The 15,848-nt window shown below is 39.9% G+C and carries 15 protein-coding genes, 3 pseudogenes and 1 riboswitch; of the genes and pseudogenes, 1 reads left to right on the top strand and 17 read right to left on the bottom strand.

Going from position 1 to position 15,848, the window contains the following annotated elements; all coding sequences use genetic code 11:
* Positions 1–40 precede the first annotated feature (40 nt).
* The 6 genes and pseudogenes from ACFCYJ_RS12580 to ACFCYJ_RS12555 form a co-directional block, all read right to left on the bottom strand.
* Positions 41–1,081, bottom strand: a complete 1,041-nt coding sequence (locus ACFCYJ_RS12580) for a ribonucleotide-diphosphate reductase subunit beta (protein ID WP_376074271.1) — start codon at positions 1,079–1,081, stop codon at positions 41–43.
* A gap of 13 nt (positions 1,082–1,094) precedes the next feature.
* Positions 1,095–2,006, bottom strand: a pseudogene (locus ACFCYJ_RS12575) (ribonucleoside-diphosphate reductase subunit alpha); the annotation flags it as partial.
* A 341-nt stretch (positions 2,007–2,347) separates the two neighbouring features.
* Positions 2,348–3,649 (bottom strand): annotated as a pseudogene (locus ACFCYJ_RS12570) (ribonucleotide reductase N-terminal alpha domain-containing protein); the annotation flags it as partial.
* A 162-nt stretch (positions 3,650–3,811) separates the two neighbouring features.
* Positions 3,812–3,997, bottom strand: a riboswitch (cobalamin riboswitch).
* A gap of 109 nt (positions 3,998–4,106) precedes the next feature.
* On the bottom strand, positions 4,107–4,790 hold the full coding sequence (locus ACFCYJ_RS12565) for a hypothetical protein (RefSeq protein ID WP_376074270.1): 684 nt from the start codon (positions 4,788–4,790) through the stop codon (positions 4,107–4,109).
* On the bottom strand, positions 4,787–5,281 hold the full coding sequence (locus ACFCYJ_RS12560; RefSeq protein ID WP_376074269.1) for an ECF transporter S component: 495 nt from the start codon (positions 5,279–5,281) through the stop codon (positions 4,787–4,789). Before ACFCYJ_RS12560 ends, ACFCYJ_RS12565 begins: the two co-directional genes overlap by 4 nt.
* A 35-nt stretch (positions 5,282–5,316) precedes the next feature.
* Positions 5,317–5,457, bottom strand: coding sequence for a hypothetical protein (locus tag ACFCYJ_RS12555; protein WP_376074268.1), 141 nt, complete (start codon positions 5,455–5,457; stop codon positions 5,317–5,319).
* Here ACFCYJ_RS12555 and ACFCYJ_RS12550 point away from each other — a divergent pair.
* Complete coding sequence (locus tag ACFCYJ_RS12550; protein ID WP_376074267.1) at positions 5,444–5,641, top strand: hypothetical protein; 198 nt, start codon at positions 5,444–5,446, stop codon at positions 5,639–5,641. The genes ACFCYJ_RS12555 and ACFCYJ_RS12550 overlap by 14 nt on opposite strands.
* Before the next feature lie 31 nt (positions 5,642–5,672).
* On the opposite strand, the gene ACFCYJ_RS12545 is transcribed toward ACFCYJ_RS12550, so the two are convergent.
* From ACFCYJ_RS12545 to ACFCYJ_RS12495, 11 genes and pseudogenes are all read right to left on the bottom strand, one after another.
* Positions 5,673–6,065 carry a bifunctional adenosylcobinamide kinase/adenosylcobinamide-phosphate guanylyltransferase gene (locus ACFCYJ_RS12545; RefSeq protein WP_376074266.1) on the bottom strand — a complete coding sequence of 131 codons (393 nt, stop codon included), beginning with the start codon at positions 6,063–6,065 and terminating at the stop codon, positions 5,673–5,675.
* Complete coding sequence (locus ACFCYJ_RS12540; protein WP_376074265.1) at positions 6,014–6,613, bottom strand: histidine phosphatase family protein; 600 nt, start codon at positions 6,611–6,613, stop codon at positions 6,014–6,016. Before ACFCYJ_RS12540 ends, ACFCYJ_RS12545 begins: the two co-directional genes overlap by 52 nt.
* Positions 6,586–7,362, bottom strand: coding sequence for an adenosylcobinamide-GDP ribazoletransferase (gene cobS / locus ACFCYJ_RS12535; RefSeq protein ID WP_376074264.1), 777 nt, complete (start codon positions 7,360–7,362; stop codon positions 6,586–6,588). The genes ACFCYJ_RS12540 and cobS overlap by 28 nt, the downstream gene beginning before the upstream one ends.
* A 39-nt stretch (positions 7,363–7,401) precedes the next feature.
* On the bottom strand, positions 7,402–7,977 hold the full coding sequence (locus ACFCYJ_RS12530) for a bifunctional adenosylcobinamide kinase/adenosylcobinamide-phosphate guanylyltransferase (RefSeq protein ID WP_376074263.1): 576 nt from the start codon (positions 7,975–7,977) through the stop codon (positions 7,402–7,404).
* Between the two features lie 12 nt (positions 7,978–7,989).
* On the bottom strand, positions 7,990–8,595 hold the full coding sequence (locus ACFCYJ_RS12525) for a histidine phosphatase family protein (RefSeq protein WP_376074262.1): 606 nt from the start codon (positions 8,593–8,595) through the stop codon (positions 7,990–7,992).
* Positions 8,596–8,606: 11 nt separating this feature from the next.
* The gene (locus ACFCYJ_RS12520) at positions 8,607–9,686 is read right to left on the bottom strand and encodes a pyridoxal phosphate-dependent aminotransferase (protein ID WP_376074261.1); all 1,080 of its coding nucleotides are present in this window, start codon (positions 9,684–9,686) and stop codon (positions 8,607–8,609) included.
* Entirely contained in the window at positions 9,673–10,629 is a 957-nt protein-coding gene (gene cbiB / locus ACFCYJ_RS12515; RefSeq protein WP_376074260.1) for an adenosylcobinamide-phosphate synthase CbiB, read from the bottom strand. The genes ACFCYJ_RS12520 and cbiB overlap by 14 nt, the downstream gene beginning before the upstream one ends.
* A complete protein-coding gene (locus ACFCYJ_RS12510; RefSeq protein ID WP_376074259.1) occupies positions 10,626–11,309 on the bottom strand; it encodes an adenosylcobinamide amidohydrolase in 684 nt (227 codons plus the stop codon). The genes cbiB and ACFCYJ_RS12510 overlap by 4 nt, the downstream gene beginning before the upstream one ends.
* Positions 11,310–11,516: 207 nt before the next feature.
* The gene (locus ACFCYJ_RS12505) at positions 11,517–11,699 is read right to left on the bottom strand and encodes a hypothetical protein (protein WP_376074258.1); all 183 of its coding nucleotides are present in this window, start codon (positions 11,697–11,699) and stop codon (positions 11,517–11,519) included.
* Positions 11,700–11,938: 239 nt separating this feature from the next.
* Positions 11,939–13,297, bottom strand: coding sequence for an aspartate kinase (locus ACFCYJ_RS12500; protein ID WP_376074257.1), 1,359 nt, complete (start codon positions 13,295–13,297; stop codon positions 11,939–11,941).
* Between the two features lie 1,010 nt (positions 13,298–14,307).
* Positions 14,308–15,645 (bottom strand): annotated as a pseudogene (locus ACFCYJ_RS12495) (sodium-dependent transporter).
* Between the last annotated feature and the right edge of the window lie 203 nt (positions 15,646–15,848).

The raw sequence follows: 15,848 nt of genomic DNA, 5'->3' as shown, positions 1-15,848 counted from the left end.
TACACCTCAATGTTATTTCAACATCGAGGTGTATTTAGTATTACAAATCATCAAATCCGTTATCTTCTACATTGACCTTCACATATTGGCGAGAACGCTGCTCGAAGAAATCTGTTTTTCCTAAGTCAACATCCTCATACGCTTTTACCCACTTCAATGGATTTTTGCGATAGCCTTCAAATGGACGCTCTACGCCAAGCTGATTACAGCGTACGTTTGCATAGAAGTGTACATAATCATGCACATCTTCCACATCGAGGCCTTCAACTTTATTGCCAATCACTTCATTGGCCCAATCGATTTCTAGTTGGACGGCTTCACGGAAGATTTCCTGTACACGAGCTGCTCGTTCTGGTGTATCGTATTCAGGATATTCCTCTAGTAGCTCCTGATAAATTTTCACAAATAAATCGACATGTAGCTGTTCATCGCGATTAATATAATTAATCATCGTCGACGAGGCCACCATTTTTTGATTGCGTGCTAAATGATAGAAGAACGCGAAGCCAGAATAGAAGAATAAACCTTCCAAAATCACATCATAGACAATCGCTTCTAGCATATTTTCAACAGTTGGCTCCTCTGAAAATGCATGGTAGCCCTTAATAACGAACTCATTACGTCGCTCTAACACTGGCTCTGTACGCCAAAAATCAAACGTACGATCCTGCTCGTCTTTGTTGACAATACTTGATAGCACGTAGGAATAAGAGTGATTATGGATCACCTCTTGTTGCGCTAAAATAATCATTAGTGCATTTAAACTTGAATCTGTTAAATAATCCGCTACTTTCCCTGCAAAATCAGTTTGCACACTGTCTAATAGTGCTAGTAAGCCAATGATTTTTAAAAAGGATTCTTGTTCATCTGCTGATAGCTGTGGAAACTGTTTGACATCATTGCTCATATTAATTTCAAACGGTGTCCAGAAGTTCCCTAGCATTTTTTTATACTTTGGATATGCCCAGCTAAAACGCACATCATCCCAGTTTAAAATGTTAGAAGAACGTCCGTTGACAATTCCTGTTGAACGGTTTGGTGCTTCTTTATCCATAATTTGTCGTTTTGTAATTGTTGTCATTGTTAACTTCCTCCTAGCTCGCGCAAGACTCACATTCTAGCAATTCTACAGACGTTGAGCGCACATAATAGGTCGTTTTCACACCGCTCGCCCAAGCATTCATATGCAATGCTAGTAAATCTTTTGCCTTAATCGTATTTTGAACGTATAAATTAAGTGAAATGCCTTGGTCGATATGACGTGCTCGTGCAGCATTTTGCTTGATTGTCCAATTTTGATCGATGAAATAAGCAGATTTATAATACCAAGTCGTCACAGGTGATAGATCTGGTACTGTTACTGGAATTTTGTAATCCTTCTTCTCCTCTGAATAACTCTTTTGGAAGATCGGATCAATCGTAGCCGTACTGCCCGCTAAAATGGATGTTGATGAGTTAGGTGCAACTGCCATTACATAGCCGTTACGCATACCTTTTTCAGCAACCGCGGCGCGTAACGCGTTCCATTTATTGCTGTCATAGCCCCGTTTGTCAAAATACGCACCCGTATGCCAATCCGAGCCTTCAAATAATGGGTAGGCCCCTTTTTCACATGCCAAATTGTTCGAAGCACGAATCGTTAAATAAGCAATTTCCTCATATAGCTTGTCCGCAAATTCTACAGCTTCCTCAGACTCCCATTGAATTTCTTTCAAAGCTAATAAATGGTGCCAGCCAAATGTGCCAAGCCCAATACCACGGTAACGTAAGTTCGTACGCTCTGCTTGTTTTACTGGAATTGTATTGAGAGCGATAACGTTATCTAGCATACGTACTTGAACCGGGATCAATCGTTCTAGAACACCAGCCGGAACTGCTCGGCCTAAATTGATAGATGATAAGTTACATACAACGAAATCTCCAGGTTTGCGACGTGTTACGATAACGTCATCTTCTAGGGTAATAGATTCGAATTCAGTAGCTGACATGTTTTGGAATATTTCTGTCCTTTTCTTCAACTAGGTTCGCTAAACCTAATCCGTTCTCTTATGAACTGCTGTATATCACTATACAGAGGAGACTATATCATCATCCTCAGCTCTACCTGTAGGATGCTCCGCTTTTCCCTTTATGAATTATCCCATTTTATAGGGCCTCGCTTGAGGGGTACTCTACTCGCTTCTTCACTCATATTTTTCAATGAGCTATGCTTTCGATAGTCGTTAGGCTTTTACTTTTGATTAATATATTTAAATCAAAAGATTTAGCACGGTGGGTTATCACATTGTGACTTTCCCCGTTTAACGGAGTTTTCGACAACCATTTCTGATTGAAGGTGCTACTATTAACACAAATTACTTGAGTAAACCATCCCTTCATGCTTATTCGGATTCATGCGATTGACTTCATCTCGATAGAACATAAACGGTACGCCTGTTTCAAGCTGTGAGCGCATAATACGCTTCATAATATCAATGGCTGGAACGACTTCACGACTTAACAATGGATTCGCGATACATTCCTCATATTTAGTACGGAAAGAACCGTCACCCTTTTTCTCATCGTAGTAATCCTCTAGTGAAAAGCCCATAACTTCTCGCACTTCATGTGGGTCAAATAAATGCCATTCCCCGCGCTCTTCTACCGTTTCCATAAATAAATCCGGTAAGCATAGCCCTGTGAAAATATCATGAGCACGTAAACGCTCATCCCCATTGTTTAAGCGTAAATCTAAAAACGTAAAGACGTCTTTATGCCAAACATCTAGATAGACAGCAATAGCTCCTTGTCGTTGACCTAGCTGATCGACTGAAACCGCCGTATTATTAAGTTGTTTAATCCATGGTAAAACACCACTTGATGCACCTTTAAAGCCTTTAATCGATGAGCCTCGGCTACGAATTTTGCCCATATAAACACCAATACCACCGCCGTACTTCGATAATGTTGCGACATCTGTATTCGTATCATAAATACTTTGTAAACTATCATCTACTGTATCGATAAAGCAGCTAGATAACTGACCATGCGTTTTACCTGCATTCGATAATGTTGGTGTGGCAACAGTCATATATAAATTACTCATTGCCCAGTAAGATTCATGTACTTTTTCTAAACGATTTTCTGTCTCATCCTGCATAAGAGTCATTGCAATGACCATCCATCGTTCCTGCGGTAGCTCCACTGGTGTTTTCGTGTAATCACGGACTACATAGCGGTCCATTAATGTTTTTAAACCAATATACGTAAACAACTCATCACGACTTGATTCTAGATAAGAAGCGAGTTCCTGAAGCTCCTGCTCACTATACTTTGTTGTTAAACTTTCATGATACAAACCAGCTTCTGTATAGTCTGCTAAATGTTCTGGGAAAACCTTATAAACATCTTTCACTGAGACACCACGACGCGTTGCAAATTGATCATATAGTTTTTCTAAATAAATTTGAGCTGCGACAAATGTCCAGTATGGCTCCTCCTCATCAATTAAGCTAAGCGTTTGTAAAATCATCGCATCCGCCCATGCTTCAAATGTGGCATTGTCGTTTTTTCGTAGCCAACGATCCGATAACCTTACAAAACTTTCAAGTTCATCCTCCGTATAACTTTTCTTGAGCTTAGCAATTTGCTGTTCGATTTGAATTGTCATGTATACATTCTCTCCCTTTCTTTCTCCAGCAACACAAAAAGCGATCACGCAACATCTATCGGTTACGTGATCGCTGTAAAATCGGAAATGGAAATGAAGGACATGCACACTAAGAAGTGGACAAATCTCTCGCCTCCACTTCTCAATCCCCGAAGAATGTGTTGCTGTCTTGAACAACTCGGCAGGTCTCCTGGCTCATGCTTCCTCCAAATGATGGCCTTCCCGTTCTTCACAGTGGCTAGTCATCATTTGTCAGCACTTACAGTTGCGGGGACAGCTTCGGCCTAAGATGACTCTTTTCCGAATTCCCTTTTAAACCACATTGGTACCGCTCGTCCAAATACTATATATAGTGTTTTAACTCCTAAACAAATCTAACATATTGTGTTTATTGTTGCAATAGGCGTTTTGCCCCTTGCAAGTTATAATGTGCTACTTTTTCTCGAAGCAAGCCCAATTACAATGCAGTTTTACGTAGTTTTTCAAAATTTCCAGGAAAATATTTTTGTGCTAGCTGCTCTTTTTCTAGCTGTATTCCTAGCAAAACTACTGCACATGGACCAGCCGTTTTCTCAACATCTAATGAACTTTTGACTTGTTGCTCGCCAAAAAGTCGGGTAAATTCTGCTTGCAGACCTTTTGATCCAACTGGCCAGACTTGCTGCACGATTCCCTCTTTCCACGCTTGAAAAATAGGTTGTAGCTGTGCGACATTTTCAGGCTGTGCAAGGATTTCATTGCCTACAAGCGGCATCCCATATGTGTACCAACTTAGCTGCTCATACTTAGTTACTGTGCGTTTCTGCTGCTCACCAAGCATCGTTATAGACAAACCTGATTGTAAAGTCGGCATATTGGACTCTGTGCTACCGTCTATTGGCGGACAAATAAGACTCACCTCATCAAAAACCTGCTGAATGCCTGCAATATAACGAGACCATGCAGCATCCCCTGAAAAATTAGCAAGTAAAATATGTCTTGGTAAAGCATTTGCAGCAAGCTGCTCTAAAAAAGTAACACGCGCCGTTAAGTATGCCGTTAGTTTGTCTGGGGCAGACACAACATCTTGTGGTTTTTCGCCAATTGCTGCGGCATTATCTGTTGTAGCAAACAGCTCACCTATTTTTATTGCATTTCTCAATGTACTCGACCTTCCTTACGCACAAACACCTTAGAGAGAATTGGCATCACAATTGCAACGATCACCAGATTTACGAGTGTTGCCAATGGAAGACTAGTCAGTGACGCCCAGTAAAATGCCGGACTAATGATAAAGTAAAATGGTAAAGGTGCCACAACGCCATTTAATATAAGTGCCACAGGCCATTTCCAGAAATGCATTCCTTTTTTATGCATTACCCCAAAGATCCATACAACAATAAACATTTCTACCGCGATAATAATATGTAGTGGCCCTAGAGGGAAGCCAGTAGTTAAGGCTGAGATAAAATGCCCAATGACTCCCGCAACCCCAGCTAATACTGGAGATAAAAATACAACGCTCAACAATGCAGGTGCAGAATCAAGCGCTGCAGTTGAAATAAATGTTGGAATTTTAATGACTGCACCCACTGCACAAATTGCTGCTACCATGGCAGTGAGCGTCAATTTCATTAATCTTTGTCGATCCATCCTATTTCCTCTTTCCTATAATATTTGGCTATACATTATAACTTGTGGTTGATTTCCGTTCCGGCTGGGTGCTTTGTTGTTGCTGTCGCTTCGCTTTCGCACAGATAAAACAATTGCTGTCGCTTCGCTTTCGCACAGAGCAAAGCTTCCTGGGGGCGTCCGATGAGCCGCTTCACTCGTTTTGCTCGCTCCAGGGTCTCGGGCCAACACGAGGTTGGTCACGAAGGCGTTATCACAGGACGTGATGGTTTTAGCCTTCGTTCCTCTATAGCTGATTCCCAAGGAGTCACCCAGCCTCCACTCCAATCAACTTATATACATAGCGTAGGTTTTAACAATCATCAACCCAAACATTTTTAATGAAAAGCCTTCTAAATTTTTCAAATCTATATCATTTGATTTGTTCCCCAATGCCGTACCAAATGCGTACGACTTGTTCGGCTTCAGCAAATAATGCCTGGTACAAACGCCCACATGTATCACGCAACAATCGTGCCTGTTTTTCCATTGGAACAACGCCACGTCCCATATCGGTCACTATTATATACAAAGCACAATTTTCTTCAAGTGTCTTTAGTCTTGTCAAAATATTTCTGACAAGGGGCTCATCATCCTCAAGATCTTGTGTTACGAGCCACTTCTCTATGTTTTTAATAACTAGTACATCACAGGTTGGAGTGCTATCAGGTAGAGTGCCATCCACTAGCTCAACGTTTTGACCTGCAAGTAATTTCATAACATAGTCGGTTTTTCCACTATAGGCTCCTCCGATAAAGACATGCATCTTGCTCCCTCCTCCCAAGCCTTTCTTGTAAACGTTAAAGAAAACATTTTATCATGCGGTGTTTGATAGGACCAAAAAGGTTGCTCAGTCGGTGCAAAGGCTACGAGAAGTGCTCGAATTACGCCACCATGGACAACGAGATGATAAACATCCTCCCCTTTTGGTAATACTGTGAACCCTTCCTTAACACGTGCACAAAAGACATCAAAGCCTTCTCCCCTTGGAGGCGGTGACTGTACAGGATCATCTAACCATGCACAATAACGACGATTGGATTGTAAGTCCTCATATGTGAGCCCTTCAAAATCTCCGAAATTCGACTCTCGAAATCTCCTATCAGACACGTATGTTGCATTCGGAAAATAATGGGCAGCTGTTTCCCTACAGCGCAGTAAATCACTACCATACACCTTCGTGACATCTTGATCTACAATAGTAAGTAAAGATGCATCAGCTAATGAAGAATCTGTCCAGCCGATATAACGCTTCTCCAAATTTTCCTTTGTTGGTGCATGTCTCATTAAGTGCACAGTAACAACGTCACCCACAGTACAACCTCCATTCCTTCAATTGATGCCCCGAGTAAATCTCCCGAAACACCACCAAAGTTGCGCACAGTAAATTGCCGAAAGACTAAAAAGGCAATCGCTAATACAGCCATCAACACGAATGGAACCAGTGTGAAGCCCGTTACAAACAACAAGCTACTGTATGCTACAACTAATGTTAAAAACATAAAGCAAATAAGTAAACCCGGCTTAATATGTGTTTTAAAAAAGTAGGCAAGCCCCTTTTCCTTTGAGCACTTGAGTGACATAAAATAAAAGCTCATACCTACTCGTGTACATAACGGAATAAACACAAGCATCCACAGTGCTAACTTATGCTGTACGAATAATTCGTGAAGTATGACAAATTTACCAAGGACTAAAAATAGCACTGAAAGCACACCAAATGCACCAACACGTGGATCATCTAAAATTTCAAGCCGCTTCTCACGATCTCGGTAGGAAAAATACGCATCCCCCATATCAATAAAACCGTCTAAATGTAAACCACCAGTAAATAAGGCAAATAATGCGATAATCACAAAAGAAAGCAAGACCTCACTGCTTGCCGTCCATTCCGTTAAACCATAGATCACCGCTGCCACTACGGTACCCATGAGTGCCCCTATCCACGGTAAAAAGGCGAACATCCCTGTAATCGTTGCCTTCGTTAAAGGAATTTCTTTATGTACCGGCAAAACTGTAAAAAATTGAAATGCAAGTTGTATGCTATGCCAGAAATTTTTCATCGTCTTGCCACCTTCTTTTTATTTTCAAAGCGTCATTCATTATTTCCATTTCTTTACGACACCATAGTTTATTTCATACGCCTCATCTGCTATGGACACGAACCATTGATGTAATTCCCCAAGGATTTGTCGGTATAATTCTACTTCCTCGTTCGTATATGGAGGCTCATCGAATAATTCGTTCGAGACGATAAAAAACGTCACTCTTTTCTCAAGTAACGTCCTTACCGCCTTTTTTAAAACCTCAAGCTTCTTTTCTAAACAGCCGGGCTGCTCCACACATGGAGTTCCTGTGTCAAAACCCTCGTAAAACGCATTTGTTAGCCATGTCGTAACACAGTCCCATAACACGACATCTCCATCGGTCAGTTTATACAGGGTATCTGCGATTGCATAAGGTGCTTCTATCGTCAGCCACTCGATATTTTGTGCTTGTCTGTCTGCCTGATGTCGTATGATCCGCTTCTCCATTTCACGATCCAACGCTACACCGGAAGCAATATAAATAAGTCGTTGTGCTTGCATAAACTCTGTTTGATAGTGAGTAACAGCCGCTTTTTCAGCAAAGTGGGATTTACCACTGCGTACTCCCCCAGTAATGAAAATTAGTGGCAATGGTTACGCCTCCTATTGTAAATGTTGAATGTTACCGATTTCTTTAACGAGCCATTGTTGCCGGGCTTGTTCAATAATCGTTACACTTGTACCATGAATAAATGGCTCTGCCCACAGCTGATCGACGCTTCGCCCTAAAATAGCGTTAATAATACATTTAATCGTTACAGCGTGGGACACAATTAACACATTATTCTCTGGATATTTTTCTGCAATTTTCTTTAACGTAAACATCGCTCGTTCTGTTACCGTACCAAAGCTTTCCGTATGAGTTGCGACGAATTGTCCAGGATTATCGGTATATAATTCATAATCAGGATGAGAAGTCATGATGTCCTCGACTGTTTTCCCTTGCCAATCTCCTAAAAAAATCTCCCGTAAATTATCCTCATAATAAAGTGGAAGCAGTTGATCAGCTAGAAGAATTTGCATGGTTTCCTTAGCACGACCACTTGAACTGCTAATTGCCGCTGTAAAAGAGCAATTTTTCAAATGATCTCGAAGTTTTTCTGCATGTAAAATGCCCTTTTCGGATAACGGCGAATCTAGCCATCCCTGTAGTCGCTGCTCTTTATTCCACATCGTTTCACCATGTCTTATTAAATAAAAAGTCGTCACCTTTGTCACCCCTAATTTGCGTTAAACCACGCCTGTAAACAATTCTGTAAATACGTCATGGCTACAATATCTTTAATCCCAATACGGAACCATTCACCATTTAAGCCCATAAAGTTTTTTGTATGCCGCAGCACGACGCCTTTTGATAAACAATATGTAAAAAATGTATCTGCTTGCTGATTTTTCGGTAATGCAAAACATACATAATTCGTTACACTATTTGTCACCTGACAACCATTTTCTTGTAAATAGCTCTGCAGCGCTTCCCGTTGATTTTTAGCATAGGCAATAGCTTGCTCACAATATACATGCTCATCTAAACAGCCTGTACCGATAACGAGGGCAAAGGCATTCAAGTTCCAATGCGGTAGGATAGACTTTAGATCAGCAACAACTACTGGGCTCGCCACTAAATAGCCTAGGCGTAATCCTGGAATCGCATACATTTTTGTCATCGAACGAACGATGATCAGATGAGGATTTTCTGCCACATGCTGGATTAATGAATAGGCTTCATCTACCCAGTCAATAAATGCCTCATCAATGACAAGCTCACAATTGACCTTTGCACCGTGAGAGATTAATTCGAGAAGCTCTTCTTTCTTTGGCAGCACTCCCGTCGGATTGTTCGGAGTACAAATATATAAAGCATCTGCGTTCACCATTTCACGCTTCAGACGCTCCAACGGCAATGTGTAGTGAACAATATCCTCAACAATAATCGGCACAATTTCAGCGCCTACTGCTGTTAATGTTCGTTCATATTCTGAAAAAGTAGGATGTACGATAATAACACGTTTATTGGCGTAGCGTCTAACGAGAACACTAAAAAGCTCGGATGCACCATTACCTAGTAATATAGAATCTTTCTGCACAGCATGAAAAGCTGTCACCTTTGATAAAAACGGCTCACCGTCCGGATCTGGATAACGTTGAATAAGCGGATAAAATGTCCGCCAACGTGCCTCAACAAACGGAGGCGGCCCTGCGGAATTCACATTTTCACTAAAATCATACACCTCTTCAGGCATAACAAGCCCTAGCTGATGATAAACATTTTGCGGATTTGCTCCGTGATTAGGTAATTGCAAAAATTAACACCTCCATTGATAACATGACTAACGTAAAGAGCAAGGTCGCAATGCGCATATGAATCACAGACGTTGCGATATGCTCTTTTGTTAATGGAACTAATTTCTCGCCCATTATTGCTCGATAAGAAACGACACCCTGATATGTATTTTTTCCACCAAGTTGTACACCTAATTGAACAGCTGTAGCTGCCTCTAAATAACCACTATTAGGACTTGGATGCTTTTTCGCATCCTGTGCCCACCGTTTTAAGCGCTTCCCGAGAGATGCATTCGTTTCATTTTTCGTCCCTAGCACCATCAGTAGACCAGTTAATCGACTAGGAATAAAATTTAGTACATCGTCTAGCTTCGCAGCAAACATACCAAAATCTTTATATTTTTCGTTTTTATAGCCAATCATAGAGTCTAACGTATTGACGGCTTTATAGCCCCATAACCCTATTGCGCCAAATAAAAAGGCATAAAATAACGGAGCTGTTACGCCATCACTCGTATTTTCTGAGACCGTCTCCACAACACCACGAACAATCTCATCCTCGTCAAGCTTCTCCGTATCACGACCAACTATCCAAGAAAGCTTCACACGAGCTTCAGCAAAATCACCTTTAACGAGCGGTTCATAGACAGCCATCGCCGCTTCCTTCAAACTACGCTGTGCTAGTCCAATCCCAATTAGTAAGCCCTCTACTACTATGCAAAATAGCGGGCTAACCTGATAGCTTAGAAGTAAAATAGCCGTCACAACAAACATCGTTGTGCCAACTACAGCGAGCGCCATCACCATGCCACGAAACTTTCTCATTCTTCCTTTATTCCATAACTCTGTTTGAGATTGAATGAGCTTTCCAATCCAGCGTACTGGATGAGGCATTTTAGGAGGATCACCCACTAGTAAATCAAAAACAAGCCCAATGATACAGGCAATCACCAGTGACATCATAACGGATTCTCCTCTTTATCTTTTTTGTATTTTTGAATGGCCTCTCGCATCGTTTCATAAACACCGTGGCCAATGACTTTTCCAAGCATCGTAATCGGCCCTGCATATTGATGGTAGTCGCCTTCCTCTGTCGAAGCAATCAACAAGCTATCCGTTGAAGTACCTGTAGCTTGTGTACCTGTTGTTGGATCTGTGATGTCCTCATCAATAAGTGCCTTGACCTTTGCCTCTGTCGTAGAAATCATTGCCTGAAATAAAGCTTCATCCGACAATCTCCCATTTATTAGTACCCACGTATTAATAGTCCCCGCATGATACTGTTCCTGACGATGAAAGGCACGCGTAATATCGACGGCATTGCCAAGACCAGCTGTAATCATGATAACAAGATGAATCCCTTCATATGTAAACTCACGGATTGTTGCATACCGGGCATAGACAGCCGTCATCATCGCCACCGTATTGCCAATGGGAAAGCCCTCAGACTGTAAAAATCGTTGTAATTCTATCTGTGGTTTTCGTTCATCATACGTATAGGGCACTGAACGATTCATCAAATGTGTATAAAAGCCAAAGCCCGGATTATGTACGGCTGAGGATACGACCTTCATCGGCGAATCTGTTTGGACGGCAACATAATGGTCAGAAATATGAATATCGTCCTTGCGAAGTACTGGCATGATCTCGCCTCCTATTCAGAAAATAAAAAAACAAATTCTTACAAAGAAGAATTTGCACTGTTCATTCTTAAATTAATCATCGTTCCCCAATTTAAACCTTTTGAATTTTTGCACAGCATCGCAACTTCATAATACTCAAATTATTTATTTTTTTGAAATTGTATCATAAATTCGCGGATTATCACAATTCAATTTCGAGATATTCCGTTATTGTCTTTGTTTTAACGTTTTAAAACGAATAACGGATCCCGCAATAATAAATACCCAACCAATACCGATATAGACAATTTTCATTGTTTTAGTCGAGGACGGTAAAATATCCATGATCGTTAAACAAACAAATAGTATGCCAATCATTGATAGCAACATACCAATCGATAATTTTTTCAAAAGAAAAACCTCCAATCTTGTACGCCCTCGATTTTACCGTATTCTCGTCAAAAAGAAAACACTAATCCAATTCAAGGATTAGCGTTTTCCCCGCATTAACGAGCAGTATTACCAAAAATGAAGCGTTAGGTACAAGAACCCCACCCATGTATTTTACGAAGTATAACTGCCCGTAAATGCTCGATTAGTGAAGACTATTAATCCGCGGGGATAAAACATCCCCACTAATTAACATTTCCCTACACTCTCACACGTGCAAAAAATTCCTCATAAAGTGCTTGTAGAATTTGGTTTTCAAATTCTTGTTGCACACCGAATACTAGACTGACTTCAGATGAACCTTGATTAATCATCTCTATATTTGCACCTGTTTTAGAAATCGCAGTTGCAGCACGTGCCGCTAGACCTGTGTTATTACGCATGCCTTCGCCTACTATTACGATCATAGAAAAACCATGACGCATTTGCACATCATCGGCATTTAATTCATTTTTCACACGAGAAAGAATTCGTTCTTCATTTTCAAATGTAATTTGATTTGAACGCATAATGACAGAAATATCGTCTAAACCAGACGGTGTGTGTTCATATGAAATATTTTCATCTTCTAAAATTTGTAGAAGCTTACGTCCAAAGCCTACTTCACGATTCATCAAATATTTTGACACATATAAAGTTGAAAAGCCACTGTCTGCCGAGATACCTGTAACTGGACGTCCTGTAACAGAGCGTCTTGGTACGATACGAGTACCTGGGGCTGATGGATTATTTGTATTTTTTATGTTAACGGGCACCCCAATCTTGTAGACAGGCATTAACGCTTCATCATGGAAAACCGAAAAGCCTGCATAGGATAATTCGCGCATTTCGCGATACGTAATTTCTTTAATTTCCACTGGATCATTCACAACTTTCGGATTAGCTGAGAATACACAGTCCACATCCGTAAAGTTTTCATAAAGCTCTGCTTCAACAGCAGCTGCTAAAATAGAGCCTGTAATATCAGAGCCACCGCGGTCAAATGTACGCAGTATGCCCGCTTTAGTGTAACCGAAGAAACCTGGAAATACAATAATTTCCTTGGTATATTTTAGAGGTGCTAAATTGGCATAAGCCTCTGGTAATGCATACGTGCGTTCAGGTAAATCATTGACAACCAAACCTTCTTTTGGACTTACGTAGCGTGCCGGCATACCGATGGAATTAAAATAAGCAGCGATTAGCTTCGCATTATTGTCTTCCCCTGCCGCTTTGATGCTGTCGATAAATAATTCCTTATTCGATTTATCACCTTGTACACGTTCACGTAAATCTTCAGCGATCACATCACAAATTGTATAATCTAACTCCAAACCATCCGCAATCGCCATAAAGCGATTCACAACGATTTGCAATTCTTCCTCAATTTCTTCATTTTTTAATACTGCCATTGCTAAATTAATTAATAAATCAGTTACCTTTATATCGTCACCAGAGCGCTTCCCTGGTGCAGAAACGGCTACGATTTTACGTGCCGGATTAGATTTTACAATGTTTGCTACTTTTTGAATTTGTTCTGCATTTGCTACAGATGTTCCACCAAATTTACATACGATCATAACCATCAAATCCTAACTTTTTAAATTGAATGTATTCCTCCAAAAAACAATTGATTGTACACAGTGTACAAATTATCCTTCTCCACGTCAATACAATTTAAAAAATTCACGCAATTTACGGTCGATAGAAAATGGACAATTTTCGCACTGTTTGATTTATTATACGGATTTCGTATGAAATAGTTAAGGTTTTTGCAAATTTTTTTCGTAAATTCTCTATATTCGCACAAATATTCGTCTGAACTAGCTGAATTCATCTAATTTACAGAATTTTTAATGGTATATCTGACATGACAAAACAAACCACGTCTATACGAATTTACATATGGATATCAAGATGAGCAATTTTGATTGTATAAAGGTGTATCACTTCAACAGCAAGATGTTGATTTTTATTACAACAACTACAGATCGAAACTCTTCGGAAATGACTATCTGAATCTGATTTTCATGCCCTTTCTCTCTTTGTATCGTAATAAAACCAAGTGACGAAATGTACCTTAATCAAGAACACTTTTGTACATACTTATCTTTAGCATTTGTAACAAAGTATTTTGCAGCAAACTTGATTGAATTGTAGTGACTTTCTTCTATATTAATTGAAGAAAACGCTTTCTCCATTATGATATGCTGAAAAAATTGTGATGTTTGTGCTATTTATGAATGATGTCAAGCTATTCTTTTTTTGGTTTTTTTATCTGTTTTACGCGGGTATTGCTTTGATTTGCGTGGGTTTGTGCTTTTATTTCGTGGAGGACTGTATTCTTAGGCGGGGACCTGAGCAGTTCTTCGGCTGACCCGATCACTTTCCTCTTGGACCTGAACAGTTTTGGGGTGGCGGTTAAAATCAAAATTTCTAGTGCGAAAAAAAGTTAAGTAAATAAAAACAACTCCAAAATCAACTTTTATTATATATTCCGGAGTTACATTACGTTTACTTTGTTCAGTGCAGAACAGATAATTTATAGCGAAAGGCCCTAACATAACGATATGCTAGGGCCTTTTGTATGTTAAATCACGCCAATTACATTTAAAAATACGATAATAATTGCAATGGGTGCTATATAGCGAAGTAAGAATAACCATAATACAAATAATTTATAGCCTTTATTTTTACTTACACCCAGCTCTTTCATTAGTACATCTTTCTTCATTTTAAACGGTACGAAGATCGCAACTAATAATACACCGAGTGGCATAAGAACATTACTTACTGCATAGTCTGCGAAATCAAAAACTGTTTTTCAAAAAAATTTCACATCACTTAATACGCCAAATGAAAGCGCCGATGGAATCCCTACAACAAAGATTAGTAATCCGACAATCAATGCCATTTTTTCGCGTTTCCCTTTACCTTTTGTCGTTAAAGAGGCCACGCTAATTTCCAACATGGAAATGGCTGATGTTATCGTTGCAAAGAAAAATAGTAACAAGAAAATAATGAAGAATAATTTTCCGAATGCCATTTTACTGAAAATCGCTGGCAAGACAATAAATAATAGACCTGGCCCTTGAGATGGTTCCATTCCAAATGCGAACACTACCGGGAAAATAGCAAGCCCTGCAAGTAATGTAATCACAAGCGTCAAACCGACGATAGAAAATGCGGAACGTGGTAAACTTTCTTCTTTCGGTAAGTATGAGCTATACGTTACCATAACCCCTACTCCGACAGATAATGAGAAGAACGATTGACCCATCGCATATAAAATAATTTCAGATGTTACACGTGAGAAATCAGGCTGTAAGAAGAAGCGCACCCCTTCTCCAGCTCCATCTAATGTAAGAGCACGAATAATTAATACAAAAAATAAAATAAACAGTGCTGGCATGAAATATTTATTCACTTTTTCAACACCGTTTTGTACACCTTTACTTACGATAAAAATAGTAAGTAGAATAAATAATAGCTGTGATCCAACCGCTAAAAATGGATTAGAAATGATTTCATCAAAAGTGGCTTCGTACGCGCCATTACCTTCCCATAGTCTACCTGTAATTGCATTCCATAAATATAATAAAATCCATCCTCCTACAACACTGTAGAATGAAAGCAAGATGAAACATGTGGCAATCCCTAATTTTCCGACCCACGGCCATAGCGTCTTAGGGGCAATAGTTCTATATGCATCAACAGCCTCTTTTTGTGTACTTCTTCCAACTACAAATTCCGCCAATAATAACGGTAAACCAATTAATAAAGTAAAACCGATAAAAATAAGGAAGAACGCACCGCCACCTCCAATACCGGCCATATACGGGAACTTCCAAATTGCACCAAGACCTATTGCCGAGCCTGCTGCGGCTAAAATGAAACCTAATTTCGATGTCCATTGCTGTGATTCCATCTCTTTATCTCCTCTCTTCTTCTATTTCTTTGTTTATGACAATTCGGTTTTTATTCATATTGGTCTATCGGGACTCCTTTCTCCTACAATCACTTCTTTTCAAATAAAAAGCGTCCCTACGAAAACGTAGGGACGATAAAAATATCGCGGTACCACCCTAGTTATGAAGATATAACAAGAATAAAACCTTAATAAAAAACGTC

Source organism: Lysinibacillus sp. NPDC056232, assembly GCF_042267565.1.
Taxonomy (GTDB): Bacteria; Bacillota; Bacilli; order Bacillales_A; family Planococcaceae; genus Lysinibacillus.
This window is presented reverse-complemented; position numbering and strand designations above follow the sequence as displayed.

What these genes read in the sequence shown, in the direction of transcription:
- ACFCYJ_RS12580 (WP_376074271.1), bottom strand. Translation starts at nt 1,081, where the DNA reads ATGACAACAATTACAAAACGACAAATTATGGATAAAGAAGCACCAAAC.
- ACFCYJ_RS12560 (WP_376074269.1), bottom strand. Translation starts at nt 5,281, where the DNA reads ATGGATCGACAAAGATTAATGAAATTGACGCTCACTGCCATGGTAGCA.
- ACFCYJ_RS12550 (WP_376074267.1), top strand. Translation starts at nt 5,444, where the DNA reads ATGAGCCGCTTCACTCGTTTTGCTCGCTCCAGGGTCTCGGGCCAACAC.
- ACFCYJ_RS12545 (WP_376074266.1), bottom strand. Translation starts at nt 6,065, where the DNA reads ATGCATGTCTTTATCGGAGGAGCCTATAGTGGAAAAACCGACTATGTT.
- cobS (WP_376074264.1), bottom strand. Translation starts at nt 7,362, where the DNA reads ATGAAAAATTTCTGGCATAGCATACAACTTGCATTTCAATTTTTTACA.
- cbiB (WP_376074260.1), bottom strand. Translation starts at nt 10,629, where the DNA reads ATGATGTCACTGGTGATTGCCTGTATCATTGGGCTTGTTTTTGATTTA.
- ACFCYJ_RS12510 (WP_376074259.1), bottom strand. Translation starts at nt 11,309, where the DNA reads ATGCCAGTACTTCGCAAGGACGATATTCATATTTCTGACCATTATGTT.
- ACFCYJ_RS12500 (WP_376074257.1), bottom strand. Translation starts at nt 13,297, where the DNA reads ATGATCGTATGTAAATTTGGTGGAACATCTGTAGCAAATGCAGAACAA.